This window comes from Pseudomonas frederiksbergensis (genome assembly GCF_035751725.1).
Lineage (GTDB): Bacteria > Pseudomonadota > Gammaproteobacteria > Pseudomonadales > Pseudomonadaceae > Aquipseudomonas > Aquipseudomonas frederiksbergensis_A.
In genome coordinates, this window is sequence record NZ_CP142104.1 from 2,363,862 (window position 1) to 2,390,399 (window position 26,538).

The following is a 26,538-nucleotide window of genomic DNA, read 5'->3' on the forward strand; positions in this document are numbered from 1 at the left end:
ATATAGTGCACAAAGAATCCGGTCAGCGGGCCTCCGTCCTGCAACACGTCAGCCAGAACGTCCGTCGTCTGCGGCATGCCGCCGAGCTCAGCCAGACGGCGCTGGCCGAGCTGTCGGGGGTCAGCCGGCGAATGCTGGTGGCCATCGAGGCCGGCGAAAAGAACGTCAGCCTGACGACCCTGGACCGGGTCGCCGAAGCCCTCGATGTCGCCTTCAGCGATTTGATCCAAGCCCCCGAAGCCCGCGACCCGAGCCGCATCAACGAACTGGTCTGGGCCGGTGTGATCCCGGGCAGCAAAGCGGTGTTGCTCGCCAAGGCCACCGCCAGCCGTGAGGTAGAACTCTGGGAATGGCGGCTGGAGCCGGGCGAGCATTACCATTCCGAGTGCGACGCAGATGGATGGAGCGAACAACTTTATGTATTCGAAGGCTGCCTGACGTTGCTGCTGGGCAGCGAAGAGCGCCGTATAGGCGTCGGTGAGTTCTTCATGTTCGCCAGCAACCAGCCCCATGCCTATCGCAACGATGGCCCGGTGGCGGCGAGATTCGTACGCAACGTGGTGATTTAATCCCTGGGAGAAGAGCGGTATGGACACAGCGCTGGAGCAGCATGAGCAGGGCATCACCCGGCAAGCCGATATCCTGATCATCGGCGGCGGCCTGAGCGGTGCGATGCTGGCCGCGCAGCTGCTGCGCCTGCCGGGCCGGCGCGAGGTGCTGATCGTCGAGCCGCGCAGCGAACTTGGGCGGGGCGAGGCCTACAGTGCCGTGGAGCTGGGGCACACCTTGAACGGCAACGCGGCACGCATGAGCGTCGACCCGGACAACGCCGACGATTTGACCCAATGGCTCACGGCGTTCATCGAGGCCGGCGGCTGGCCCGAGTCGGATCAGCAGCATGTGCCGATCAGTGAGCTGTTCCCGCCCCGAGGGATGTTTGGCCTCTACGTTCAGCAACGTCTGGCCGAGGCGCGCGAGATTGGCGCGATCGATGGCTCGGTGGCCGAACATGTGCGGGCAGAGGCCGTCGACCTGCAGGTCATCGATAATGCCGTGCGAGTGAAACTCGGCGACGGACAGGTTTTGCAAGGACGCTCTGCCGTGCTCGCCACCGGCATGTTCCCGGCGGCACGCACCCCGCAGACCGAATCCAGCGGTCTGAATGCCGCGGCCCTGGATCCATGGGATGTGGCTGCGATGCGCCAGCTCGATCCGCAATCGACGGTGCTGATCATCGGCTCGGGGCTGACGATGGTCGATGCCGTCGTGTCCCTGGAACAGGCTGGGCATCGCGGCCCGATCGAGGTGTTTTCCCGTCACGGCCTGCTGCCTCACGTGCGCCGCCAGCCACCGGCCTGGGTGGACTTTCTCGCCGAAGATCACAGCCTGCGTTCGCCCCGCCAACTGATGCGCGCCCTGCGCGAGCAATGCCGCCTGGCCCAAGCCCAAGGGATCGATTGGCAGGCGCCGCTGGACACCGTGCGCGCACACATCGGGCGCTTGTGGAACCAGGCCAGCGACGTGCAGCGCCGCCAGTTCGTGCGCCATGTGCGGCCATGGTGGGAGAGTCATCACCATCGCTCGCCGCCATTGAGTGCGGAACTGGTCGCGCGCCTGCATGGGGAAGGGCGGTTGCGAATCCAGGCGGCGTCGTACAAGGGACTTGTGTCGTCTGGCGCAGGGTCAGTGGCGATCAATATTCGCCGAAGGGGCGAGGCTGGAATGGAAGTGGTGAAGGGCGCCGCGTTGATCAACTCCAGCGGCATTGAATATGACTGGCGTCGTGTGGCGCGGCCCTTGCCGCAACAGTTGTTGGCCCGAGGGTTGATCCAGCCGGGACCACTGGCACTGGGGATCGCTGCGCGTGCCGATGGCGCGGTGCTGGATGCCCGAGGCGAGCCCGCCAGCCGCCTGTTCGCCATGGGCCCGCCGCTGCGGGGGATGTGGTGGGAAAGCACGGCGGTGACTGATGTGGCGAGTCAGGCCAAGGCGTTGGCGGGGCGGTTGGCTGAACTGCAAGCTCGACACTGAGCACCGTGGCGAGGGAGCAGGTTTCACTGCTCCTGCACTCGCACCCAACGCTCTTCCCGCGCCGCCAGGCGAATCGCCGCCGCCAGCCGCTCCACTTCCCAGGCCTCTTCGAAATCTGTCCCGCCTCCACCGTCGCCTGCCAGCGCCATGATCAATTCCCGGACCTCCAACGTCTTCAGTTCGTTGTAGCCCAACTGATGCCCGGCGGCGGGGCTGAAGGCGGCGTAGCCGGGCAAATCCGGGCCGGCCAGCAATCGCTGGAAGCCCGGCTGGCCGACGCGGCACAGGCGCAGCTCGTTCAGCCGTTCCTGATCGAACGCCAGCGTGCCGAGGGTGCCGCTGATCTCGAAGCTCAGGTGGTTCTTGTAGCCGTGCTTGAGCCAACTGCTGCTCACCGTGCCCCGGGCGCCACTGGCGAAACGCAGCAGCGCGTGGACCTGGTCATCCACCGCGATAGCCCGTTGTTCAGCATTGCCGGCGCTGGCCGGGCGTTGGTTGTGCACGGTCTGGCTGTCGGCGCACACGGCGTCGATATCGCCCAGCAGGTGACGGGCCATGGCCAGTAAGTGACTGCCCAGGTCCGCCAACGCGCCACCGGCGTGGGTCGCTTCGCAACGCCATGACCACGGCGAGTTTGGATCGGCCATGAAATCTTCGCTGAACTCGCCTTGGAAACTGATGATCTGCCCCAGCTCTGCGCGTTGGATCATGTCACGCGCCAGTTGGATGATCGGGTTGTGCTGGTAGTTGTAGCCGACCCGTGTCACCACCCCGGCAGCCTTGGCCGCCTGGCGCATCTGCTCGGCCTGCTCCAGGGATACCGCCAGGGGTTTTTCGCAATAGACCGGCTTGCCCGCCGCCAGCGCGGCCATGGCCATCGGGAAGTGCAAGTGGTTGGGGGTGGTGATGGCGACCAGGTGAACCTTCGGGTCGTCGATCAGCCGTTGCCAGTCACTGTGGGCGGTTTCGAATCCCCAGCTCTGGGCGCACTGGCGGGCACGCTGCGGATCGGCGTCGGCCAGGGCTGCGAATGTGAGGTTCAGGGGGAGGTCGAACACCGCCTTGGCATTGTGGAACGCCAAGGCATGGGCACGGCCCATGAAGCCGGTGCCAATCAGACCGATGCCGAGTTCACGCATGAGAAGAGCCCTTTGAATTTTTATTTTCAGAAGGGCTCTTTATGGAATAAATATTCCCTAAATGCAAATATTGGAATAAATATTCATTTGTTGTGATTGCTGAAGACCTCTTGTGGGAGCGAGCAGGTCTGCTATGGGGGGCACTGTCAGGACAGGAACCCACCATCCACATTCAACGCCACGCCCGTGGTGTAGCTCGACGCATCGCTGGCCAGGTACAACACCGCGCCGGCCATTTCGCTCGGGTCGGCCACGCGCTTGAGGGGAATCTGTGCCAGGGCGGTCTTCAGGATGGCGTCGTTCTTCACCAGTGCCGAGGCGAACTTGGTATCGGTCAGCCCAGGCAGCAGGGCGTTGCAACGGATGCCGAATTGCGCGCATTCCTTGGCGAAGACCTTGGTCATGTTGATCACCGCAGCCTTGGTCACCGAGTAGATGCCCTGGAAAATCCCCGGCGAGATGCCGTTGATCGACGCAACGTTGATGATGCTGCCGCCGCCGTTTTCACGCATCAGCTTGCCGGCTTCCACCGACATGAAGAAGTAGCCGCGAATGTTCACGTCGACGGTTTTCTGGAACGCACCAAGGTCGGTGTCCAGCACGTTGCAGAACTGCGGGTTGGTGGCGGCGTTGTTCACCAGGATGTCCAGGCGCCCGAACTGTTCGCGGATGCCGGCGAATACTTGGCTGATCTGCTCCATTTCGCCGATGTGGCAGGCGATGGCGGTGGCCTTGCCGCCAGCCGCGATGATTGCGTCGGCAACGTGCTGGCAACCGTCGAGCTTGCGGCTGGAAACGATCACGTGGGCGCCTTGCTGGGCCAGCAGTTTGGCGATGGCTTCGCCGATGCCACGGCTGGCGCCGGAAACGAAAGCGATCTTACCGTCGAGGTCGAACAACTGGGTCTTGGACATGCTGTTTCCTTGTTATAGGTGCGCTCAGAGCGTGGATTTGTTGATGACCTGCAGGCTCATCTGCTCCAGCAGTTTGTTCATCTGAACGAACTGCGCGAAGCGTTTGTCCTGGGTCTGGCCATGGAAAAAGCGGTAGTAGATCTGCTGGACGATGCCGGCCAGGCGGAACAGGCCGTAGGTGTAATAGAAATCGAAGTTGTCGATGCGGATTCCAGCGCGTTCGGCGTAGTAATCGACGAATTCACCGCGGGTCAGCATGCCCGGCGCGTGGCTTGGCTGGCGGCGCAACAGTTGCACCGGCGCCGGATCACCGGCCTCGATCCAATAGGCGAGGCTGTTGCCCAGGTCCATCAACGGGTCGCCGAGGGTGGTCAGTTCCCAATCCAGCACGCCGATGATCTGCATCGGGTTGTCCGGGTCGAGGATGACGTTGTCGAAGCGGTAGTCGTTGTGGACGATGCTCGATGTCGGATGATCGGCGGGCATCTTGTCGTTGAGCCAGGCCTTGACCGCCTCCCACTGGGGCGCATCGGGGGTCAGGGCTTTTTCGTAGCGGTCGCTCCAGCCACGGATCTGCCGCGCCACGTAGCCTTCGGGCTTGCCCAGGTCGGCCAGGCCGCAGGCGTGGTAGTCGACGCGGTGCAGTTCGACGAGCCGGTCGATGAAGCTTTTGCACAGCGCTTCGGTGCGGGCGGCGTCGAAACCCAGTTCCGGCGGCAGCTCGGCGCGCAGGATAATGCCCTTGACCCGTTCCATCACGTAGAACTCGGCGCCCATCACCGACTCGTCGGTGCAGTGCACATAGGCTTTCGGGCAGTACGGGAAGCCTTCGCGCAACTGATTGAGGATGCGAAACTCACGGCCCATGTCGTGGGCTGACTTGGCTTTGTGGCCGAACGGCGGCCGCCGCAGGACAAACTCCTGCTCGGGGTATTCCAGCAGGTACGTCAGGTTCGACGCGCCACCGGGAAACTGGCTGATCACCGGCGCGCCGGTCAAGCCAGGAATATGGGCCTTGAGGTACGGGTCGATCAGGTTGGCATCGAGTTCTTCACCGTCGCGCACGCGGGTGGACTGATCAGTAACTGCCATGCTTATCCCTTCTGCTTATTTTGGAGGCCATCGATCATTGGCTAATCTAATGGCGCGTGGGGGGCGTCACAAGCACGCCGGGGTCTTATAGGTTAGCGTGTTGCTGGATAATCAGCGGCCTTGATGCATGGTTCCCGTGCGCGGCGGGCGCTTGCGAGCTAAGGTTTGGAGATTGTCGCTTCCAAGGAGCCATCGCGATGGGATGCCCGCAAGTCTGTAGCACCGCGACCCTGCAATGCAGCTTCGGCGCGGCACCGGCGGTGCTCAACGTGCTCCCGGTCAATCGCTTGCTGACCGGGGGGATGCCGGCGGCAAATATCATGGATCATATTCCCTTGGTGAACATCACCACGTTCGGCATGTGCCAGAGCCTGGCGAACCCGACCGTGGCCGCGGCCACCGCGGCGGCGTTGGGCGTGCTGACCCCCATGCCATGCATTCCGGCCACCGCGACCCCGTGGATCCCCGGTGGCGCACCGACGCTGTTGCTCGGCAACATGCCGGCCATCGACGCCAACAGCACGTTGATGTGTACCTGGGCCGGGGTGATCAAGATCGTCGTGCCGGGGCAGGTGCAGATGCTCATCCCCTGATGGTTGCGTGGTGGAATCAGGCTAGCTGCCCACATGTACTGGGCTGACTGAGGGGTTGATGTCAGGCCTGCGCCGGATCATTCCAACGCCGGAACCACCAGCGCACCCGGGAGATCGGCTTGCCCTCGGCATCCAGTGGCCGGCCGTCCTGGGCATAGGCCTGGGCCGGTTCCAGCAGTTGACCGTTGAGGTAACGGGCTTCGACTGCCGGGCTGCCGTTGGGGTGCAGGCGCCGATAATGACCGTCGCGCACGCCGTCGCGATAGAACTCGGCTTCGGCCAGTTGCCCATCGGGAAAGTAATTGTTTGCCTCACCGTGCAATAGCCCGCGGCGGTATGTGGCCTGGCGTTGCAAGCCGCCCTCAGCCGCATAGAAACTCGCCGTGCCTTGTAGTTTGCCTTTCACGAATGGCAACACCGCCGAAACCTTGCCATTGGGATGATACAAGATGCTGGTGCCTTCCAGTTCGCCCTGGTGGTAGTGGAGTTTCGCTTGCGGGCGTTGTGCTTCTTCAATCTGCAGCGGGCCGTCGAGCTTGCCATCGACCAGTTGCCCGTTCAGCTGGCTGTCGTCGCGTTCCACGTCCAGTTTCTTCGAGGCCATTGTCGCGCTTCCTCAGTTGACCTTCACCAGGCCGCCCTTGATGGTCAGCATGCCGCCGCCGTCCACGGTCTGTTCGGCGGCGGCCTTGTTCACCAGGCTGATGCCGGCGTCGTTGGTCAGGGTGGTGCCGGCCTTGTTTTCCAAGGAGGTACCTGCCTGGTTGCTCAGGGCCGTGCCGGCTTTCTGGCTGATGGACGTGCTGGCCTGGACGGCCAGGTCCGTGCCGCTCTTGATGGCGAAGCTGTCGCCGCTTTGCAGGGTCAGGGTGCCACTGACCTTGATGGTCAGGTTGCCGTCCACCGTCAGGCTGTAGTTGCCGGTGACTTTGTGCTCATAGTTGCCGCCCGTGCTGTGGGTCTGGTCGGAGCCCACGGTCACGGTGCGGGTGTCTTTCACATCGAGGCTGTCGCTGCCGGTCTGGATGGTCACGCAGCGCTTGCCTTTCTCAAGGGTGACGGTTTCGTCGCCATCCTTCACCGTGCGGGTGCGGGCGTTCTGCACCGTGAGGGTTTCATCGTGGCCGACGGTGGCGGTGGTGTCGTTGAGCACGTTGATGTTGAAGTCCTTTTGCGCCTGGAGAAACACCTCTTCAGCGTCTTTCTTGTCTTCGAAGCGCAACTCGTTGAAACCGCCACCGCCCTTGGACGAGTTGGTCTTGATCCCGGATTGGGTCTGGTTCGCTGGCAGCGCGTAGGGCAAGGCATTGTCGCCGTTGTAGACGCAACCGGTAACCAAGGGCCGATCCGGGTCACCGTCGATGAAGGTGACGATGACTTCCTGGCCGATGCGCGGCACGAACTGCATGCCAAAACCCTTGCCGCTCCAGGGCAGGACCACGCGTACCCAGCAGGACGAGGTCTCGTCGTTCTTGCCGGTGCGGTCCCAGGGGAACTGCAACTTGATCCGGCCGTATTCATCGGTCCAGATTTCTTCGCCGGCCTTGCCCACCACCAGCGCCGTCTGGGTATGCATGCGTGGTTTTGGCGTGATGCGAGCTGGTCGGTAGGCGGTGGCCTTGGGGATCGCTTCGAAGCGGTTGCGATAGCTGTCATGGCTGGCTTCATGGCTGACCGCCGTCACGACCCAATCGATGTTCAGCGTCGTGTCTTCATGACCGATGAGGGTGAACCAATAGCCTGGCACCAGCCAGCGGCAGTCGCTTTCGCCGACAAACCGCTTCTCTTGGCTGCGCAGGCCGTCCACTCGCTGCTTGGTCAACGCATCGCCCTGGGCCTTGGCGGTATAGCCGCCGGGATGTTCGTACAGCGAACTCGGCCCCGCCATGGCCTCGGCCTGGCTGAAGAGCGATGTCGTCGGCGTGGTGAACTCATAATCGGTGGCCTGGTAAACCCCGGCCACCGCTTGCAGGCACACTTGCCCTGCGCGGATACCGTGCAGCTCTCGCTCCCCCAGCTTCTGTCCGAGATAATTCACCGTCGGCCCATTGGGGATGGGCGAGAAGGCGTCATTGCTGTCGGCCAGGACCAAGGTGTGCTTGCCCTCGTCATGGGAGAAGAACCAGAAGATCCCGTCTTCTTCCAACAGGCGCGAGACGAAGGCCAGGTCTGTTTCGCCGTACTGCACGCAGTATTCGCGCGGGGTGTAGCTGCCGCTGAGCTTGAGTTGGAAATCGCTGAAGCCATGGGCGTTGAAAATCGTGGTGACAATGTCCGACGTGACGAGGTTCTGGAACACGCGGTTGTTGCTGGCCAGGCTCAGCCACCAGAGCCATGGCCGGAGCAAAAGTTGATAGCGCTCGGCGGTGGCATCGGCCGGTAGTTGGCGGATCTCGGCCACCAACCCATCCAGCGGGCGCAGCATGGCGTCCTTGTGCAAGGTGGCGGTCACATGGCTGGCGACGGCCGTGGTGAGGTCCAGCGAGGCACCGTCGTTGATGCCGTTGAGAATGTGCGAGCCCAAGCTATTGAGGCGCTCTTCGCCGGACAGCGAGTCGGGGTACAGCGCCGACAGCGAGGTGGCGGTGAGGGAGAGGGTGGTGTTGCTGTCGGTGGAGCGGGGCATTGAAAGGCCTCACGACTTCGAGAAAACGTACGCGTCAGCTGTAGTGGGTGGTGATGAAATTGTACGGTGCGCTTAATTCGCTTGATCGACTGATAGGAAGGCCGTGAGGATATGTGTCTATGTTGCAGAGATAAGCAGTGAAAGACCCCTCGGCATCGCAGACCCATGAATCACCGCGGTTCAGGGTCTTATCCAGCAACTCACGATTTTTCTGACTCGTAGCGATGACCACGACCCAGCGATTGTCGGCCTTGAACCCGTGGAGCTTGTTGACATCCCGGGTGATTGATTCCTGGAGGTTAGCGCCGCCGAAATCTCCGTTTGTGCTCTCTACCTTGATTTCTACCGCATAGCTCTTTCCTTGGAGAACGAAATAGAAATCGACCTTCTCGGCGCTGTAAGGCCAGGGGTAGCTGATCTCCCTGACCTTGGCAGCGGTCGCGTAGCCACGTAGAAGGTGGTAGGCAATTTCAACTTGGGCGGCGCCTTCCCACGGACCGTTCGAAGTCCAGCTTTTATTGAACTGGCTCGGTGTGCCGGAAAAATCTTGCGGGTGGACGCCGGCTGCCTGCAATACCACATTTAAAAAGTCGCTTTCCGTCATGATGCATGTCTCCACTGAGTAAGAAACCGCCACGAAATTCGGTCGCCCTGGAGGTGTTACTCCAACACCCACTCCGCCAACTTCCCCGTCACCTGCGTCATCAACACGTTCTCGACGTCCCTTGCCCCGGCCGCGCTGCATTTGGCCAATACCGCCTTGACGATCCCGGCATCGAATTCGAACTGCTTGCCCGTCGCCGCCTTATAGCGCCCGCGCAATTTTTCCAACTTCGCCAGCACGATCCCTTCCAGCGTCGCTTCATCCAGCGGCCGATACGCCACCACGGTCATGCGCGCCAAAAACGCTGGGCGGAATACTTGCAGCAGCACCTTGTGCAAGGCTTCGTTGAAGGCGTCGCTGCCCAGTTGCGCCACAGGCGTGTCCAAAAGCAGTTCGGCGCCGACGTTGCTGGTGGCGAGCATCACGGTGTTCTTGAAGTCCACCACCAGGCCGGTGCCGTCTTCCATCAGGCCTTTGTCGAAAACGTTGTAGAAGGCTTCGAGCACGTCCGGGTGGGCCTTTTCGATTTCGTCGAGCAGCACCACGCAATAGGGTTTGCGCCGCACCGCTTCGGTGAGCACGCCGCCGCTGCCATAGCCAACGTAGCCGGGCGGGGCGCCTTTGAGTTGGCTGACGGTGTGGGCCTCTTGGTATTCAGAGAGGTTGATGCTGATCAGGTTGCGCTCACCGCCGTACAAGGCATCGGCCAGGGCATAGGCAGTTTCGGTCTTGCCCACGCCGGTTGGGCCCACCAACAAAAACACGCCGACCGGTTTCTGCGGGTCGGTAAGACCGGCGCGGTAGGCTTGCAGGCGTTGGGCGATGGTGTTCAGCGCCGTGCCCTGGCCCATGACTCGCTGGCCCATGCGTTGGCCGAGGGTACGCACGGCGTGGGCTTCGTCGGCGAGCATCTTGCCGACCGGGATGCCAGTCCAACCGGCGATCACCGCGGCGACGGTCTTGCTGTCCACCTGTTCGGGCACCAGCGGATCGTCCTGGCGAATGGCATCGAGACCGGCTTCCAGGCGCAACAGTTCGGCGGCCAGGTGGTCGATGCGGTTATCAATCTCGGTGTCGGCTTTTTCACTGTCGGCGCGTTCGCTCAGTGCAAGCAGTTCGCGGCGGGTGTCGAGCAGTTCGCGCACGGCTTCGCGCTCTTCGCCCCAGCGGGTTTCCAGCTCGCGGATGGCCTGCACATTACTGGTCGATTCGCTCTCCAGCACGGTGATGCGCTCGCGGTGATCCAGACCGGTGGCCTGTTCCCGGCGCAGGCGTTCGATCTCGTCCTTGAGGCTGTTCTGCCGATGGCGCAGGCTTTCCAGCGGCGGCGGTACGTCGTGCTGGCCAAGGGCGACCCGGGCGCAGGCGGTGTCGAGCACGCTGATGGCTTTGTCTGGCAACTGTCGCCCGGAGATGTAGCGGTGGGACAGCTTCACCGCCTCGTGGATGGCCGCGTCCAGCACCTGCACGCCGTGGTGCTGTTCCAGTTTGCTCGCCACGCCCCGGAGCATTTCCACGGCGGTGAGTTCGTCCGGTTCTTCCACTTGCACAAGTTGGAAGCGGCGGGCCAGGGCCGGATCCTTCTCGAAATATTTTTTGTATTCCAGCCAGGTGGTGGCGGCCAGGGTGCGCAATTCGCCCCGGGCCAAGGCCGGCTTGAGTAGATTGGCCGCGTCGCTGCCACCCTCGGCACCGCCCGCGCCAATCAGCGTATGGGCTTCGTCGATAAACAGGATGATCGGTTTTTCCGCGCTGCGGACTGCGTCGATCACGCCCTTGAGGCGTTGTTCAAATTCGCCTTTGACGCCCGCACCCGCCTGCAACAGCCCGAGGTCCAACACGCGCAGGGTGACTTCCTGCAACGACGGCGGCACATCCCCGGCGGCGATGCGCAGGGCCAGGCCTTCCACCACGGCGGTCTTTCCGACACCCGGTGCGCCCACCAGGATCGGGTTGTTCTGCCGGCGCCTGAGGAGAATGTCGATGCACTGGCGGATCTCGCCGTCGCGGCCGACGATGGGGTCGATGCGGCCGTTCCGGGCGTCGGCGGTCAGGTCCTGGGTGTACTGGTCGAGTACCGGGTCCTGTTTCTGCGGCGCTTCGCCGGGTTTGGCCGGGCGCACGCCGCCGACATGCTCGCGGGAGCTTTCAGTCCACTCCAACAGATGGGCGCGCAGGGCATCGCGGGGAATGCGCAGCAGGGACGAGGCGCTGTTGAGTAGCAGGCTGCGACGTTCATCACGGTCAAGCAGTGCCAGCAGTAACAGTCCGGAGCGGATGCTGTCCAGGCCCAGCACGCTGGCCTCGACCACGGCGTCTTCCAACAGGCCGATGGTTTGTGCCGACAAGGCGGGCGTGCGGGTGCTGCCGGATTTGAACAGGTCCAGGGCCTTGTTGGTTTCCGCCGTCACCGCATCACGCTCAAGACCGAATCGCGGCAACAGGCAGGCGAAGTCACCGCCCTCGATGTCGAGCAACTCCAGCAGCAGGTGTTCGATTTCCACGTAATGATGGCTGCGCTGCATGCAACGCTGCGCGGCCCGTTCCAGGGCGCGGCGGTTGTCCGGGTTGAGGCGTCCGATCAGGCTGGCCAATTCCATTTCAGGCGATCTCCGGCTGGCGAAGGCGGGTTTCGATCCGTTGCACGGCCAGGTTCGGCTGGCGTTGCAGGCCACCGTTCCAGTTCAGTCGTGGCGCTGCCTGGCGGCCCAGTTGCAGCGGGCCGGCACCACGGACCAGCAGTACCAGGTTGCAGTCCAGGTCAGGGCCGAAATACAGCGCATAAAGGCTGGCGAGCAGCGGATGGGTTTCGCCAGTCGGCAGCAAGCCGCTGGCCTGGGTCGCGCTCAGCGGCCCCAGCGTCAGGCGCACGCCAGCGTGTTCGTCCCAAACCCGGGTACCGGCCACCGCGTTGCGGCCCAGGCGAAGATTGCGTCCGCCCGGCTGCAAGCGGCTGCGGCTGGCCGGCGGGATTTCACGCCAGCCTCCTTCATAGGCGTTCAGCTCGACGGGCAAGCCGAACTGTTCACGGACAATCGCCGCAAAGCCGGCCAGGGAACGCCGACCATCGGCATACAGCGCGGTGCAGGCCAGCACCGCTGAGTCGGGTGCGGCCTGGCGTTCCTGCATGGCCTTGGGCAGCAGTCCGGTCAATGCGCGCATTTGCGCCTGTACGGCGGACGAGCCTGGGGCCGTGAACCCCAGGGCGATGCGGTGTTTGCGCATCACTTTGTAAAGCAGGCTGAGCAGGCGATGCTGGAACAGGTCGAGGAATTCCGCCGGGGCATGGTCTTTTGCCCGCGCCCGTTGTTGCAGCCATTCCTGGTAGGCGTAGGGCAGCGGGCCGTCCGGGCCACCGAGGCCAAAGATTGGCGTGGCCAGGGTCGGCGGGAGCCCCGGTTCCTGGCACAGGCTTTCGATTTCACTGGCCGCGAACAGTGGCGTCAGGGGGCCGCGTAGGCGCAACGCCTCGGCGTGCGGCGCGGTGCCGCTGCCCAGGGGCTCGGCCTGCGGATGTTCGCGTTCGAGCAGCAACAAGGCCTGGAGCCATTCGAAGCGTTGCGGATCGCGTCGCAGACGCTCGCTGAGGTTCAGAGCGCCAGGGGTTTGCCGGCTTGGGGTTGCCATGTCTTCACCTCCTTGTCGGACTGGACCAGCACGGTGCGCACGAAGCGATTGGCGGTGGCGTACAGGGAGAAGAACTGCGCCAGTACGCCGGAGAACAGCACGGCGCTGCTGCCGACGAAATGATGCGGATCCAGTTGCAGGCGCACCTCCAGACCATTACGCCAGCCGCGCCAGGCGTCTTCGCCGAGATGGGCGATGACGCGCTCGCAGCCCAGTCCCGATACGCCGGCGATCTGGCGACGCGCGCTGGCCTCGTCCCGCAGGTTGTGCAGTTCGAGAATCTCACGCAACGCGTCCAGCGCCTGGGGACCTTCCACCAGCGACAGGTGGTTGAGGGTCAATTGCGAAACCAGCCGCCAACGTGACTCCCCGTCCAGGCGCGGCAGGCTCTGCGGGCTGGGAGGGTTGCGCAGTCGCGCCCAGGCTACCGGCCCGGGGCGCTCGAAACCCAGTGGCGTGCCGGCCGGCAGGCTTTGGGCCAGGTGGCGGTTGGTGCACAGCAGTTCGGCGGTGAGGCTGTAATCCTGGGATTCGGCCGATGGGTCGAACCGGGTATCCACGAGACTGACCATCAGGTCGGTGCCCAGTCGGTTCGGGGTCATGCCGCTGACTCGTCGTGCATGCCAATAACAGGGCTCGTCGCTGCCGTGTTGGCTGCCGTAGTAAGCCGGAACTTTACGCACCCCCTGGCCAGTCATGGCGCGCATGCCCCTGATGCTGTGGATCTCCACACTGTTTTCCCGGTGACTGTCGGCCACCAGCCGATACTCGCTGCGGGTGCCGTCCGGGCGCAGGGGCTCGGAAGTTCGGGGAAACAGGTTGATCACCGGTGCGCAGCCCAGGGCAATGTCGCTGGCCTGGAGCGGCAGGCGGCTGGTTGGCGCCCGGTCGAACACGATGTAGAGATATAAAGAAGCGTTGTCGCTGTTGGCGCCGGCCAGCGGCAGGTCGAAAAAGCCGAATTTGTCGGCAAAGGCGAAATACTCCGCCAACAGGCGCATGCCTGGATGCACGCCATCCTCATCTGGAAGCAAGGCTTGGTCGCTGGCGAAACCGACAATCTGCGGCAAACCCGCCAACGGTTCCGGCACGCTGCCCGGCGCGCCGGCCAGGACCTTGATGGCATGTGCGCCAAGCAAGTCGTACAGCCCGGCGTTGATGATCGGTGACGCCGCCAGGTGTACCCGCAGCGAGTCGATGCCCAGGGTCGACCATTGGCTTTTTCCCAGGCAACGCAGCTCCAGGCGCAAGGCCGAGCGCGCCTGGACCACCCCTGTCAGCGCCTGGGCCTCGTCACTGCCCAGCAACAAGGCTTCGCTGACTTGAAGTGGCCACAGGTGCACGGCGGCGGTGGTGCGAAAATGAATGCTTTGGCCTTTTTCCGTGGTGACGAACAAGGGCGTGTCGCGGGGCAGCGGGTAGCCCTCGTTCAAGTTGCCTTTGCTCGGGTCGGGCTCGAACTGCACGATGGCACAGGACGGCAAGGGCCGCATGGCCAGCGGATAAAGCTGTTCGAGCAGGGCATCGCTGAATTCGGCGTAGTCGTCGTCCAACCGACGCTGCAAGCGCGCGGCCAGCAGGGCGAACCCTTCCAGCAGGCGCTCGACGTGGGGGTCGGGGCACTCGCCGGGGGACAACTCCAGGCGCCGGGCGACCTTGGGGTAGCGCTCGGCGAACAGGCTCCCGGCATGCCGCAGCCAGGTCAGTTCGCGTTGGTAATAATCCAACAGTTGCGGATCAATCGAGTCGCTCATGGCGCACCTCCAAGCCGTCGCCGGCGTGCTCGATCACAAACGCCACGGGCCATGGGTGCGGGTCGCCACGCAGCTCGCCCAACAGGCGTATGCACAATTGCTGTGGATGGCCGGGCACCGGGCAGACCTCGACCTCGCCCAAGTGCAGGCGCGGTTCGAAGTGGGTGATGGCCTGGCGAATTTCCCGGGTCAGTTGGCGCCGGTCATCGCTGCGCTGCTGTTGCAGGGCGGTCCAGTCGGCGATGCCGTAGTCGAGGATGCTCGGTGGCTCGGTCAGCGCCCGTGGGCCTCGACGGGTATTGAACAGGCGCGACAGTTCGGCATGCACCGAGTCTTGCAACGCCTGCCGATCGAACGCCCGCCCGGTATCGTCCGCCAGGCTGGCCAGGCGTTCGAACAGGGGCGGGCGCAGCCCGAAACCAGCCATGTGCAGGACTTCCTTACTTGGTCATTTTGTTGGCGGCCAAGTCCCAGGTCGTGCCGGCCGTGCCTTCCTTGGTGCCGTCATCTTTCTGCGCGGTGAGCTCCCATTTGATCTTGGTGAAATTCAGCGACAGGGTTTCCACCGGTTTGCCGCCGGTGCCACCGCTGACGCTGACATTGGACAGCACGACGTTGGTCAGGGTGTAGACAATGAACGGCATGATTTGGCCGCTGCCTTCGGCGGCGTTGCGGCCGACGGTGATGACGGCTTGCGGGATCGGCTTGCCGGCGCAGCAATACTCATTGAGCGACGGGGTGGAGCTGTCGATGAATTTGGTCAGGGTGAATTCGCCGATATGCGGGCGGCCGGAGGTGCGCTCCGAGTTGCTGACGTCGTTGGTGACCTGCATGGCCACGTTGTGGCTGTAGGACATGACCTCGATCTTGTCCGTGAAACCCTCCAGCAGGCTGTCGCCCTTGATGTCGCCGCCGAGGTCGAGAATGATTGCATCCATTGTGTGGAACTCCTGAAGAAGACGAAATGGGCGGTGCCCAATACCGATCCGTTAAAGACGAACGCCGAACCTGTGGCGAGGGGATTTATCCCCGCTGGGGCGCGAAGCGGCCCTAAATCTGATCACCCGGTGTGTCAGGCAGATTGAGTGGATCGCTTAGAGGGCTGCTGCGCAGCCCAGCGGGGATAAATCCCCTCGCCACAACAAGCTCCTCGCCACAGGTTTCAACCGTCAGGCAGCTACCGGTGGCGGCAAGGTCGCCACGAGGCGGATCGAGGCCGTGAGTTCCTCCAGTTGGAAGTGCGGCCGCAGGAACACCGTCGCTTTATAGGCGCCAGGCTTGCCAGCCACCTCAGTCACGTCTACCCGGGCTTCGCGTAGCGGGTACTGCGCCTTGATCTCTTGCGGCGCGTTATCGTTGATCAGCACATAGTCGGCGATCCAGTTGTTGAGGTAGGTCTGCACGTTGTCGCGGGTCATGAAGCTGCCGACCTTGTCGCGCATGATGACCTTCAGGTAATGGGCGAAACGCGAGGCCGCGAGCACATACGGCAACATCGCCGAGATTCGCGCGTTGGCGTTGGCCTCGTTGGTGTTGTAGACCCTGGCCTTGTTGGTCGTCTGGCCGCCGAAGAACACCGCCACGTCGCTGTTTTTCTTATGGCAAAGGGCGATGAAGCCCAAGTCGTTGAGTTCTTTCTCGCGACGGTCGGTGATCGCCACTTCGGTCGGGCATTTGAGCGACAGGTCCCCGGAGCTGGTGCGGAAGGTATGGGCCGGCAGGCCTTCGACCGCGCCACCGCCCTCGGCCCCGCGAATCGCCGCGCACCAGCCGTATTTGGCGAAGGCCTCGGTGATGCGTTGCGACAGTGCCCAGGCGGCGTTGCCCCACAGGTATTTGCTGTGGTCGGTGCCGTTGACGTCTTCGACGTAGTTGATGCCTTCCACCGGCAGCGTGTCCGGGCCGTAGGGCAGGCGCAGCAGGAACTGCGGCAGCACCAGGGACACATAACGCGAATCTTCGCTTTCACGGAAGGCGCGCCACTTGATCAGCTCCTGGCTTTCGAAAATTTTCGACAGGTCCCGGGGGATTGCCAGTTCGGTGAAGCTGGTCATGTCGAACAGCCGCGGGCTGGCGGCGGCAATGAACGGCGCATGTGCGGCGGCGGCGACGTTCGAGAGTTTTTCCAGCAGGCCGATGTCCTGCGGATGCCGGCCAAAGGTGTAGTCGCCCACCAGCAGACTGAACGGGTGTCCGCCGAAGGTACCGTACTCCTCCTCGTAGATTTTCTTGAACAAGGCGCTCTGGTCGAATTCGACGGCTTTTTCCAAGTCGTTTTGCAGTTCTTTCTGGGTGACGTTGAGCAGGCGTAATTTGAGTCGGGTGCTGGTTTCGGTGTTCTGCACCAGCAGGTGCAGGCCGCGCCAGGAGGCCTCGAGTTTCTGTAGCTCGGGGTGGTGCAGGACTTCGTTGAGCTGGGCGCTGATCAACTGGTCGATCTGACTGATGCGGTCGTTGATCATCGCCACGGTGTCCTTGTCGATGGCCATGCCTTCGTCGAGGACCTGCGTGGCGAATTCGGCCAGCATGTCGCGGGCGTAGTCTTGCTGGCTGTCGTCGTGGGCCATGCGGCCTTCGGCGATGATCTTGTCCAGCAAGGACAGGGTCTGGGTCGTGCTCTCGCTGGTTTGAGCGCTGGATGAAGCAGGCATGGCTTTATCTCCCTTGAATGAGGCGCGCGATCAGGCCTGTGGTTCGGCCGGGGCAGGGTCATCGTTGGCGGCGACGGTCGGCAGTTCTGGCGTCGCGTCCTGTGGCCGGGCCGACTTGATCTCTTGCAGGCCTTCGGTGTTGGCGATCACGTCACGCAGCAGCTTGTCCAGGTCATCGTTGCCGTCGAGCTTGGTCAAAAGGTCCCGCAGGCGTTGGCGCGCTTCGAACAAGCGGCGCAGCGGCGTGACTTGCTCGACGACCTTGACCGGGTCGAAATCATCGATGTGGCGGAAGTTGAGTTCGATGTTGAGCTTGCTGTCGTCGCCGCTGAGGGTGTTGTTCACCTGCAGCGTGGCGCGTGGGGAGATGGAGGCGAGCACCTCGTTGAAATTATCCCGATCGATCTCGGTGAAGCGCCGCTCGTTGAGCTTGGGCAGCGGCTCCAATGGCTTGCCCGAGAGGTCGGCCAGAATGCCGACGACCAGTGGCAATTCTTTTTTCTCGATGGCGTTGCCGATTTCCACGTCGTAGGTGATCTGGACGCGGGGAGGGCGGACTCTGTCGAGCTTGTGCTGGGTACTTTCTGCCATGGCGGCCGACTCCGATGCATGTGTGGAAGCAATGCATCGGGAGTCCCGCTCATCGCATTCCCTTGCTGATCCGCAGGTTGCAAATGGACGGCAGAAAACCTGTCATTCCCTTGACGAACCTGGTCCATTCGACTGTGTGGGTCGAACTATCCAAGACGCTAGAACAGGTCTATAAAAATGCAAGCAAAAACAATTTTTGACCGCTGAGAAAAGGAAGATTCATTTTGCGTGGGTTTTTTCATGGATTTTTTTTCAGCCTGGCGCTCACGGGGTGTTCGTTCTTCGCCCCCAGTGTCGACCTGGACAGCCTGACCCTGGATGTCGCCCCCCGGGCCAATGACGACACACCGATCGCGGTGGATTTCATCGCGGTGAACGACCCGGACCTGCTCAAGCAGCTGTCGGGCATTACCGCCAGCCAATGGTTCGCCGAGCGCGAACAGTTCCAGCGCGACTATCGTCAACTCATGTCGGTATGGGGGCTGGAGCTGGTTCCGGGGCAATTCATCGACCGCCAACCCTTCCCATTGGAGGGCCGGCGCGCCGCTGGACTTTTGGTCTTCGCCAGCTATAACACTCCGGGAGCCCACCGGCTTCGGCTGGACGATCAGCACGAGGCCTGGCTGAAATTCGACAGTCGCGAGATGACCCTCGTGAATGACGACCGGCACAAGCAGCATTGAGTGACCGCGGGCCGCCCCGCGCGGCGATTTGGGATGTCGAAGGGAGTCGTATGAGCCTGTTACCTGACGCGGTGTGCTGGCACGAGGGCATGCAATTGCTGCCCCAACATTTTCAATTGCAAGGGCTGCGCGCCGAGGCCCTCGCCGCGCATTTTGCCGGGGCCTGCAACCCTTGGTTCTGGGGCGTCAGCCAGTTGGAAGTCGATCCTTCGGCCCTGAGTGCCGGCCAGGTGCGCCTACTGCAATTGCAAGGCACCTTGCCGGACGGCTTGCCGGTCAACCTGCAAGCCGGTGTCGGGCCAGCCCTGGAACTGGACGTCAGCGAGGCGATCGACAAGACCGACGATGCCACGGTGACCGTTTACCTGGCGGTCAGCCCGCTGTGGCGCGCCGGGCAGTTGCTGCCGCTCAAGGGTCGCTTGCAATCGGTGGTCGGCGATGCCTTGCCAGACCTCACCAGCGGCGAATTTCCCGAGTCGATCACGGTCTGGCGACCCAACCCGAGGCTTTGCACGCAACTGAGCAAGGCTGATTCGATCTGCTTGCCATTGCTGCGCATCCGCAGGGAGGGCGGTGGTTTCTGGCGCGTGCCGTATACGCCGCCAACGCCGATCCTGTTGCCGGAGTCGGCCCTGGGTCGGCGGGTGGCCGGGGTATGCGCGAGAGCCAGGGAAAAGTGCATGTTCCTGGCCGGTCGCTTGCGCCAGGCTCAGGCGGCTGGCAATCAGGACGATGCCATGGAGATCCGCCGGCAGTTAACGGCCCTATGGGCGCGCTTGCCGGAAGTTGAAGGGATGTTGAATACCCGGGTGGCGACGCCCCAGGCGCTCTACGGTTTGCTGCTCGGGCTGGCCGGTAGCTGGTCGGCGCTGGATCCACTGGCGGGCGTCCCGGCTTTCGCGCCGTTGGATTTTCTCGAATTGCAGCGCGGCTACGAGCCGCTGCTCGACTGGCTGGAAAACACCCTGGAACTGGTCCGCGCCGGTTACCGAAGCCTGGCGTTCGAGCGCAACGAGCAGGTTTTCTCGATCCAGTTGCCTGACGATCAGCCGAATCAACGCCTGGTGATCGGTTTGCGCATGCCCAACGGCGCCGGCGAACAAGCGGCGGCCGAATGGTTGCGCGGCGCGATCATTGCGTCGGCGCCCCACATTGCGTTGCTGAGCCGCCAACGCATGAGCGGTTTGCCCCACCAGGCCATGAGCCGCAACGAACAGGTGGCCTACAGCGTCGGTGACGACACCCGTTTGTTTGTGGTGGCCGCCAGCGGGCAATGGTTCGACGGACAACTGCCGCTGCACATCGTGGCGCCGGCTTCGGCCCAGGCCAGCAGCCCGTGGCAAGTGGTGCTGTTCGTGGCGCAAGCCAGTGAAAGTGCCTGACCGCAGAAGGGGAGTCGTATGCCTGACGGAAGTGGCGGGGTGGTCCGGAGTCTGCACGAGGCGCCGCTGAGCAGCGCGTTTCGCCAAGCCTGGTTGAAGTGGTCCCAGGAGTGGCAAGACCTGCCCAAGGACAGCGACCCGGCAATCGTGATCAATCGGGTCGTGGAGTTTTCCGGTCGCGGCGCCCAGCGCCTATGGCGGGTGGCCTACGCCACCGTCGGCGATGCCGCTTCCGAGCAGGTCAAGGCGCTGGTCTACGCCTTCGTGGCGCTGGTGGACGAGACCTTGCTGTTCAGCCCTTGGCCCGGACAACTGGCCTGGCAGCAGCACCCCCTCGAGTCACGCATGTACGCCAGCCGCCAGGCCGGCGAACGCTTGCCCGCAGCGATCAAGAAGTTGCTGGATGAGCAGATGCCCGGCACTCGGGATCTGGCAAATGTCTACCTGCAATGCCTGATCCTCGGATTCCAAGGGCGCTTGCGCGGCGAGCCTGGCCAGGTTCAACACGAAAAATGGCGCGTGGCGTTGTTCACCTTTGCCTGGCAACACGAACCCGATTACGTCGATGTCAGCCAGCGCCTGGCGATGTCCGCGGCGGCGACGCCCGTGCGTATGCCCGCGCAGCAATCCTTGCCGGACGGCTTTCGCCTGGGGTTGGCGATCGTGGCGATGGTGCTATTGCTGACTGGCTTGGGGCAGGTCTTCTGGCGTGACATCCGCCTGGAGCTCGAACCGGTGTTGCAATTGAACGAGTCGTCCCTTCAGGAGCAGGATTCATGAGCACGCTAAGCATCGTCGCCTTGGTGCTGCTCGCCATTGTCGTGGTGCTGGTAATCGCGGCAGCGGTCTGGTGGTTGCGGACCCAGGGCGGGGCGGCGATTCGCAGTTTCTACGGGGCGGTGCGCCAGATGGAGCAGGAGCAGGGCACCCGCGACCGCTACCAGACGCCTTGGCTGATGATGCTCGGCAACGAAACCGACGGTGCCCAGCTGTGCAGCCAGTGGCGTTTGCAACCCACGGACAAGGCGGGCTGGTTCGGGCGCTGGTTTTGCGATGCCGAGGGCGCCGTCCTGGTGGTGCCCCAGGCGTTGTTCCTGCCCGATGAAGGCATGAACCGGCAACGGGGCAATTGGTGGCGACTGCTGGGCCTGCTGTTGCGGCTGCGCAGCAAGCGGCCGTTGGACGGGGTGATCTGGACAGTACCGTTCGGCAAGCTCGATGACATCGAGCAAACCACTGAGCTGAGCCTCAAGGTCCGGCGGGTTTTTATCGACCTGCTGCAACGGTTTGGCCTCAGCCTCCCGGTGTACGTGGTGATCACCGGGATGGAAGAGTTGCCCGGGTTCCAGGAGTTGGTCAGCGCGCTGCCTGCCACGGCGCGAGAATCGATGCTGGGCTGGTCGTCGCCTTACTTGCCTGATGCGGCGTGGCAATCGCACTGGAGTGACCAGGCGCTGGATGAGATTAACGCCGCGCTGGCGCAATCGATCATCGAGATCGGTGCGCTGTCGGGACAGCTGGGCAACGACCTTTATGGTCTGCCGGAACGCTTCGAAGGCTTGCGAAGGGCCTTGCAGATCTTGTTGGAGCCAGTGTTCCAGGGCAACGCCCAAGGCGAGGCGCCGCGATTTCGCGGCGTGTACTTCACCGCCAGCCAGGCATCGGCCATCAGTGGTGACAGTCTGACCGCCCATCACAATGCCCAGCGGCAATCGGTATTCGCCCGGCAATTGTGGTCGCGACGTCTAATGGCTGAACGCGGCCTGGCCCAGCCGGTACCTCGCTTGCTGCGCGTGCGCCAACGCGGGCATCGGCTGGCCGGCGCGGTGGCGTTGGTGGTGGGCCTGGCCTGGTTGGGCGGCATGGTCTGGGTCTGGCGCGATTCGGTGGAAAACGCCGAGGAACTGTCGCGATTGGTCCTCAGTGCCCACAAGAATCACATCGTCGTTGACCCGGACCAGCCGCAACTGGATCCGACCCGGCATAACGTGCAGAACTACTGGAACGTCCTGGAGAAAGCGCCGCGCTGGCGTTATGTCTCGGTCGTCTTTCCCACCTCCTGGTTTTCCTCCGTGGACACGCAGCTGGAGGATGGCTTGCGCTTGACCGCCCGGCACCATTGGATATTGCCGTTGCGAGACTTGCTCAACGACGACCTGGAACAACTCAAGTCCATCCGCAACACCGAGCGGCGGGGCAACGTAGAGAACGACGACCCGGCGCAGTGGCAAAGCTACGTGAAGGCCAAGGCACTGGTGGACCTGGCGGCACGCCTCGAGCAGCACAACCAGATGTTCAGCCAAGTGGTGAATGATCCCAAGGCGCCACTGGACGAACTGGTGCTGTTGAGCAACGCGGCGTTGTCCCTGGGCCTCAACACCGGCACTTTGAGTCGCCCACGGTTCTACAACCGGGTCCTGTTCGACGCGCACAACAGCGACTTGCAAGGGCTGGACCTGAACGCCGCGCGCCCGGTGATCGCCGATAATTTCACCGGGCTGATGCAACGCTGGCTGGACCATTACTTCCTGGCGGACAACTTCGTTCGCCAGGCCGGTTACCTCAAGCTGCACTTGCAACGACTGGAGGCCGGCAGCGGCAACTCCTTGAGTGAGCTGGAAGACCTGATGGCGCTGATCGATGAATTGCAGACGCTGGTCAGCCTGACCAACTCCGCCTGGGGCCGGGGCAAGGGCCAGGACCTGGTACCCGGATACACCCAGATGCTGGACAAGGTCAGCCACAGCACCTTGCTTGGCCCGGACATCACACAGGACCTGGAGAGCCAGGCGGCGAAGTTGCAGCAGAACTTTCGCGACCAGTGGATCGTCCAGAGTGGTTCCCGGGACAACCTGCTGGTGCAACAGGGCAGCGGCCTGCTGGTGCTGCAGGACCATGTCACGGCCCTGGACGGTGCGGTGCAAGCGCTGTTCAAACGTGATTTCGTGGCGCTGGCGATGCAGAAGGATCCGTCGACTGGCAATCTCGATCCGATAGGCCAGGGCGATGGCGGTGATGATTTCAGCGTCGCCCTGAATTACTTCGCCAGCTACAAGAGCTACGCCAGCGAAGAGCTGTCGCGGATTCCGCCGGATTACCGCGACGCGCTGATGCAGGCCGCCGAAGCCGCCGCGGCCCGGGCCATGTGGTTGAGCCTGGATGAAAATGACCAGCCGCTGCCCGGCACCGGCTTCAATGTGCAAACAACCCAGGCGGTTGCGCTGCAAAAAGCTTTCATGGATGTGCACCGCAGCGACCTGGCGATACGTTTCCAGCGCTTGCTCAATCGCCGGGCATTGGCGCAGATCAACAGTGGCCTGGACGAGATCGATGCCCAGCCATTATTCAGCCAGCGCGCCGACATCGAGCGTTGGGACGGTTCGAAGAACTTCGGCTTGCAGCTGTACGGCGCCAACGATCCACAGGAACTGAAGCTGAACCTGAACCAGCAATTCAACGCCATGCTGCAGATCGCCGAACAGCGCATGCCTGCCATGGAATGGTTGATCGTCCAGCAGGACGACCTGTCCGCCCTGGAGCATGACCAGGTGGCGCGGTTCATGGCCCTCAATGACGAATTGCTCAAGTACAAGAATCAGAATCCGGCCAGCTCGGCTGCCCAGTTGGAGCAATTGGTCAGTCGGGATTTCAATGCGATGGACACCGCGTCCTGCGCGCAGATCTTGCAGACCTCCAGCCTGTCCGGCGGGCGCGGTGATCTGGCTCGGCGCACCGTCGCGTTGCAGCAGGGTGCGCTGCAGCGTTGCCTGTACCTGCAACAGAACCAGGCGGCGACCGCCTGGAACGACTTGGCCAATTATTTCAATCAGTACCTCGCCGGTCGTTTTCCGTTCTCCCAGGACGTGCGGGCCAGCGATGCCGATCCGGCACGTGTGCAGCACTTGTTGGAGTTGATCGAGACGCGCGTGCCCTTGGCCCAGGCCGGGCTGACGCTGAGCCAGACGCCCGAGCGGTTGGCGGCCGAGGATTTCCTCAACCGCTTGAAGCAGGCCGGTGTCTGGCTCGGGCCGCTGTTCGTGCGGGACAAGAGCGGCATCCTGGGCGTGGAGATGGACGTGCGCTGGCGTACCGATCGCGATGAGGAGCGTGGCGCCGACCAGGTCATCGCCTGGAGCCTGGACGCCGGCAACCAACAGATCAGCTACCCCGGCGGCGGTCAGCAGAACCTGCGCTGGAAGGTCGGCCAGCCCGTGCGCCTGACCTTGCGCTGGGCCCGCAACGGTTACCAGCGTCCGGCCAACGACCCGTTGCAACCAAACCTGGTGGTGCGCGACCTCGAAGCCGGCTGGGAATACCAGGGGCCATGGTCGTTGTTGCGCCTGATGCGTTCGCTGGTGTCGGCCCAGCGCCAGCCGAATGTCGACTACACCGATTTCCCTCTGGCCCTGCAACTGCCGGTGACCGCCCAGACCCAGGCTCGCACGGCGCAGCAGACCTTGATGTTCATGCGCTTGTCTCTGATGAGCCAAGGATCCAAATTGCCGCTGTCGATCGCGCCGCTACCGACGCAGGCGCCCCGTTCGCCTTTCCTGGCGCCGGCGTCGAGGCCTGCCATTGCCACCCGTGAGGAAGGCCTGTGAGTTTGCCCATGAAGCCGTTACCCGAATTGGTCAGCCAACTGCTCGAACCGATCAGCGCCGAATCGCCCTGCGGCCAGGACTTGCGCTACGAAACGGAGTACGACCAGTTGCGCGAGTTGCGCCGGGAAGACGACACCAGCCTCCCCACCGGCGTGTGGCAGTCTTCGATCAAGCGCGCGCTCTGGCCGGACCTGGAGCGGCTCGCGACCACGTTGCTGCTGGAGCGCAGCAAGGACCTGATGATCAGCGCCTGGCTGGGGGAGGCCTGGCTGCACCTGGCCGGACTGGACGGCTTGCCCGGCAGCCTGGCGCTGGTGGCGGGGCTGTGCGAGCGTTATCCAGAACACCTGCATCCCCTTGCCGAGGATGGCGATCAATCGTGGCGGGTGATTCCGCTGGAATGGCTCGCCCGTCGCTACAGCGAAGTGCTACTGACGCGGGTGCCGTTGCTTGATGGCCGCGACCCAGCCTTCGCGGGTTTCAGCCTGGACGATTGGCAGCGCCTGCAGCGCCAGCAAGTTCAGGGCAACGACAGCAAGAACGCCAAGGCCTCGGCGGAGGCGGCGCGCAACGAGCAAAAGAAACTCAGCGAACTGATTCGCAGCATACCGTTGTCCTTCTGGTTGCATCGCCAGGGCAGCCTGATGTTGAGCCTGCAACACTTGCAACGGCTCGAAGCCTGGAGCGACGCCTACCTGGGCAACCTGGCGCCGGGCTACAAATCCTTGCAGGACGTGATGCAGGCCATGTTGACATTGGTAGAGGAGTTCATCGCGATGCATCCACAGCAACCCGCCGTCGTGCCCGCACAAACATCTCCCGTGGCAGGGGCGCCGATGTCCCAGCCGACGGCGGCACCTGCCCAGGTCTTCCAGGAGCCGGCCAATCGTGAAGAGGCCTATCGACAGCTGCTGGTCATCGCCGGTTACCTGGCGCGCACCGAACCCCACAGTCCCGTGCCCTATCTGATCCGGCGCGGTGTGGAGTGGGGCAACAAGCCGCTGAGCGAGCTGCTGGGTGAACTGATCAGTGCCGATGCCGAGTCTCGACGGTTGTGGACGTTACTCGGGGTCCTCTAATGCTGCGCGTCGGGTAGCTCCACTGGCGTCAGCACCGGTTTGCCGGAAAAAAACGCGTTCAGGTTATCGCCGACCAACTCCACCATGGCGCGTGTCGCTTCCGGCGACAGGCCGGCCACGTGAGGTGTCAGCACGACGTTGGACAAATGCTTCAGGGCGTCGGGTACTTCGGGTTCATGGTCGAATACATCCAGCGCAGCCCCGGCAATTCGCCGATGTTCGAGGGCGTAGATGAGTTCGGTCGTGGCGACCACGCTGCCGCGGGCAATGTTGACCAGGAATCCGTTGGGACCCAGGGCGTCGAGGGCTTGCTTGTTGATTAACTGGCGGGTGTCCAGCCCTCCGGGCGTGGCGATAATCAGGAAATCCGAGACTCTGGCCAGTTCGGTGGGGGTTGCGCAGAAGGCGTAGGGCACATCGTTGCGCACGCGACGGTTGTGGTAGCTGACGTTCATGTCGAAACCGAGGGCGGCCCGCTTGGCAATCGCCATGCCCACGGCGCCGAGGCCCAGGACACCCAAGTGCTTGCCGGCGAGGGAAGGGCGCGTGCTTCGCGGCCATTCGCCACGGCGCAGGGCCGCATCGGATCGAGGCACATCGCGCACCAACGCCAGCAGCAACGCCATCGCATGGTCCGCCACCGACGAGGCGTTGACCCCGGCACCGTTGGTGACGACGATGCCTCGGTCGCTGGCCGCTTGCAGGTCCACTTGCTCATAACCGGCGCCAATCACGCAGATGATCTTCAGGTTGGGCAGTGCCGTCATCTCTTCGGCGGTCAAACCCAGGGGGCCACGGGTCAACACCGCGCTGAACCGGTCGCCGTGTTCGAAGATCGCTGCCTTGCGTTCGGCGGGCGTGGGCGCCAACTCCAGGTGATAGCCCTGGCGTTCGAGAATCGGCAGGTATTCGTTGACGGTTTCAACCAGTACCAGGACGGTTGCGGTCATGCTGGGCTCCTGTAGGCAATTGGGCTGACAAAAAGCCGCGGGAGCGCGCCGTGCTTGCGATGGATATCAGCCCGGCTGACTGATATCCCATCGTCGCGAGTAAAGCAAGCCCAACAGGAATTCTGTACATCACGGCTTATCATTTTTTGTGGTTGTCAGGAGTGTAGGGGCTTGTGCGAAAAGGCGGTAGGCCGGTCATTTTTTCTCGGGCAAATTTGCGA

At 63.1% G+C, this 26,538-nt stretch carries 22 protein-coding genes; 8 read left to right on the forward strand and 14 right to left on the reverse strand.

The features are described 5' to 3' along the window. The first annotated feature begins 5 nt into the window (after window positions 1-5). Together VQ575_RS10645 and VQ575_RS10650 are read left to right on the forward strand one after the other, a co-directional pair. Complete coding sequence (locus VQ575_RS10645; protein ID WP_018612737.1) at window positions 6-569, forward strand: helix-turn-helix domain-containing protein; 564 nt, start codon at window positions 6-8, stop codon at window positions 567-569. A 19-nt stretch (window positions 570-588) separates the two neighbouring features. Further along, a complete protein-coding gene (locus VQ575_RS10650; protein WP_045155736.1) occupies window positions 589-2,031 on the forward strand; it encodes an FAD/NAD(P)-binding protein in 1,443 nt (480 codons plus the stop codon). A gap of 23 nt (window positions 2,032-2,054) precedes the next feature. Here VQ575_RS10650 and VQ575_RS10655 read toward each other — a convergent pair whose 3' ends face one another. The 3 genes from VQ575_RS10655 to VQ575_RS10665 all read right to left on the reverse strand — a co-directional run bounded on the left by VQ575_RS10655 (window position 2,055) and on the right by VQ575_RS10665 (window position 5,176). Then, the gene (locus VQ575_RS10655; protein WP_325919607.1) at window positions 2,055-3,170 is read right to left on the reverse strand and encodes a Gfo/Idh/MocA family protein; all 1,116 of its coding nucleotides are present in this window, start codon (window positions 3,168-3,170) and stop codon (window positions 2,055-2,057) included. Window positions 3,171-3,316: 146 nt separating this feature from the next. Next, window positions 3,317-4,084, reverse strand: coding sequence for an SDR family oxidoreductase (locus tag VQ575_RS10660; protein ID WP_003180553.1), 768 nt, complete (start codon window positions 4,082-4,084; stop codon window positions 3,317-3,319). A gap of 24 nt (window positions 4,085-4,108) precedes the next feature. After that, a complete protein-coding gene (locus VQ575_RS10665; protein ID WP_325919608.1) occupies window positions 4,109-5,176 on the reverse strand; it encodes a phosphotransferase family protein in 1,068 nt (355 codons plus the stop codon). A gap of 197 nt (window positions 5,177-5,373) precedes the next feature. On the opposite strand from VQ575_RS10665, the gene VQ575_RS10670 reads away from it, so the two are divergent. After that, the gene (locus VQ575_RS10670) at window positions 5,374-5,769 is read left to right on the forward strand and encodes a DUF4280 domain-containing protein (RefSeq protein WP_039593034.1); all 396 of its coding nucleotides are present in this window, start codon (window positions 5,374-5,376) and stop codon (window positions 5,767-5,769) included. A gap of 61 nt (window positions 5,770-5,830) precedes the next feature. Here VQ575_RS10670 and VQ575_RS10675 read toward each other — a convergent pair whose 3' ends face one another. The 10 genes from VQ575_RS10675 to tssB form a co-directional block, all read right to left on the reverse strand. Further along, window positions 5,831-6,373 (reverse strand): toxin-antitoxin system YwqK family antitoxin, encoded by a 543-nt coding sequence (locus tag VQ575_RS10675; protein WP_039593035.1) that lies wholly within the window; start codon window positions 6,371-6,373, stop codon window positions 5,831-5,833. A gap of 12 nt (window positions 6,374-6,385) precedes the next feature. Beyond that, the gene (gene tssI, locus VQ575_RS10680; protein ID WP_325919609.1) at window positions 6,386-8,395 is read right to left on the reverse strand and encodes a type VI secretion system tip protein TssI/VgrG; all 2,010 of its coding nucleotides are present in this window, start codon (window positions 8,393-8,395) and stop codon (window positions 6,386-6,388) included. A gap of 34 nt (window positions 8,396-8,429) precedes the next feature. Further along, window positions 8,430-8,999, reverse strand: coding sequence for a hypothetical protein (locus tag VQ575_RS10685; protein WP_039593037.1), 570 nt, complete (start codon window positions 8,997-8,999; stop codon window positions 8,430-8,432). 56 nt (window positions 9,000-9,055) lie between these two features. After that, window positions 9,056-11,599, reverse strand: a complete 2,544-nt coding sequence (gene tssH, locus VQ575_RS10690) for a type VI secretion system ATPase TssH (RefSeq protein WP_325919611.1) — start codon at window positions 11,597-11,599, stop codon at window positions 9,056-9,058. Between the two features lies 1 nt (window position 11,600). Then, the gene (gene tssG, locus VQ575_RS10695) at window positions 11,601-12,626 is read right to left on the reverse strand and encodes a type VI secretion system baseplate subunit TssG (protein WP_325919612.1); all 1,026 of its coding nucleotides are present in this window, start codon (window positions 12,624-12,626) and stop codon (window positions 11,601-11,603) included. After that, window positions 12,590-14,380, reverse strand: a complete 1,791-nt coding sequence (gene tssF, locus VQ575_RS10700) for a type VI secretion system baseplate subunit TssF (protein ID WP_198726149.1) — start codon at window positions 14,378-14,380, stop codon at window positions 12,590-12,592. The genes tssG and tssF overlap by 37 nt, the downstream gene beginning before the upstream one ends. Further along, the gene (tssE, locus tag VQ575_RS10705) at window positions 14,364-14,807 is read right to left on the reverse strand and encodes a type VI secretion system baseplate subunit TssE (protein WP_325919613.1); all 444 of its coding nucleotides are present in this window, start codon (window positions 14,805-14,807) and stop codon (window positions 14,364-14,366) included. Before tssE ends, tssF begins: the two co-directional genes overlap by 17 nt. 13 nt (window positions 14,808-14,820) lie before the next feature. After that, window positions 14,821-15,318: an Hcp family type VI secretion system effector gene (locus VQ575_RS10710; protein WP_039591364.1), complete on the reverse strand. Its 498-nt coding sequence runs from the start codon at window positions 15,316-15,318 to the stop codon at window positions 14,821-14,823. A 231-nt stretch (window positions 15,319-15,549) separates the two neighbouring features. Beyond that, window positions 15,550-17,031: a type VI secretion system contractile sheath large subunit gene (gene tssC, locus VQ575_RS10715; RefSeq protein WP_198726146.1), complete on the reverse strand. Its 1,482-nt coding sequence runs from the start codon at window positions 17,029-17,031 to the stop codon at window positions 15,550-15,552. Between the two features lie 30 nt (window positions 17,032-17,061). Then, the gene (gene tssB, locus VQ575_RS10720; protein ID WP_039591360.1) at window positions 17,062-17,622 is read right to left on the reverse strand and encodes a type VI secretion system contractile sheath small subunit; all 561 of its coding nucleotides are present in this window, start codon (window positions 17,620-17,622) and stop codon (window positions 17,062-17,064) included. Window positions 17,623-17,846: 224 nt separating this feature from the next. Between tssB and VQ575_RS10725 the strand changes: the two genes are divergently transcribed. From VQ575_RS10725 to tssA, 5 genes are read left to right on the forward strand one after another with little or no spacing between them, the layout of a single operon-like run. Next, entirely contained in the window at window positions 17,847-18,305 is a 459-nt protein-coding gene (locus VQ575_RS10725) for a type VI secretion protein (protein ID WP_198726144.1), read from the forward strand. A gap of 50 nt (window positions 18,306-18,355) precedes the next feature. Further along, on the forward strand, window positions 18,356-19,687 hold the full coding sequence (gene tssK / locus VQ575_RS10730; protein ID WP_325919614.1) for a type VI secretion system baseplate subunit TssK: 1,332 nt from the start codon (window positions 18,356-18,358) through the stop codon (window positions 19,685-19,687). An 18-nt stretch (window positions 19,688-19,705) separates the two neighbouring features. Beyond that, the gene (locus VQ575_RS10735) at window positions 19,706-20,467 is read left to right on the forward strand and encodes a DotU family type IV/VI secretion system protein (RefSeq protein ID WP_045155746.1); all 762 of its coding nucleotides are present in this window, start codon (window positions 19,706-19,708) and stop codon (window positions 20,465-20,467) included. Continuing rightward, window positions 20,464-24,288: a type VI secretion system protein gene (locus VQ575_RS10740; protein WP_325919616.1), complete on the forward strand. Its 3,825-nt coding sequence runs from the start codon at window positions 20,464-20,466 to the stop codon at window positions 24,286-24,288. The genes VQ575_RS10735 and VQ575_RS10740 overlap by 4 nt, the downstream gene beginning before the upstream one ends. Next, the gene (gene tssA / locus VQ575_RS10745) at window positions 24,285-25,367 is read left to right on the forward strand and encodes a type VI secretion system protein TssA (protein ID WP_039591353.1); all 1,083 of its coding nucleotides are present in this window, start codon (window positions 24,285-24,287) and stop codon (window positions 25,365-25,367) included. The genes VQ575_RS10740 and tssA overlap by 4 nt, the downstream gene beginning before the upstream one ends. On the opposite strand, the gene VQ575_RS10750 is transcribed toward tssA, so the two are convergent. Continuing rightward, window positions 25,364-26,317 carry a 2-hydroxyacid dehydrogenase gene (locus tag VQ575_RS10750; protein WP_325919617.1) on the reverse strand — a complete coding sequence of 318 codons (954 nt, stop codon included), beginning with the start codon at window positions 26,315-26,317 and terminating at the stop codon, window positions 25,364-25,366. The genes tssA and VQ575_RS10750 overlap by 4 nt on opposite strands. Between the last annotated feature and the right edge of the window lie 221 nt (window positions 26,318-26,538).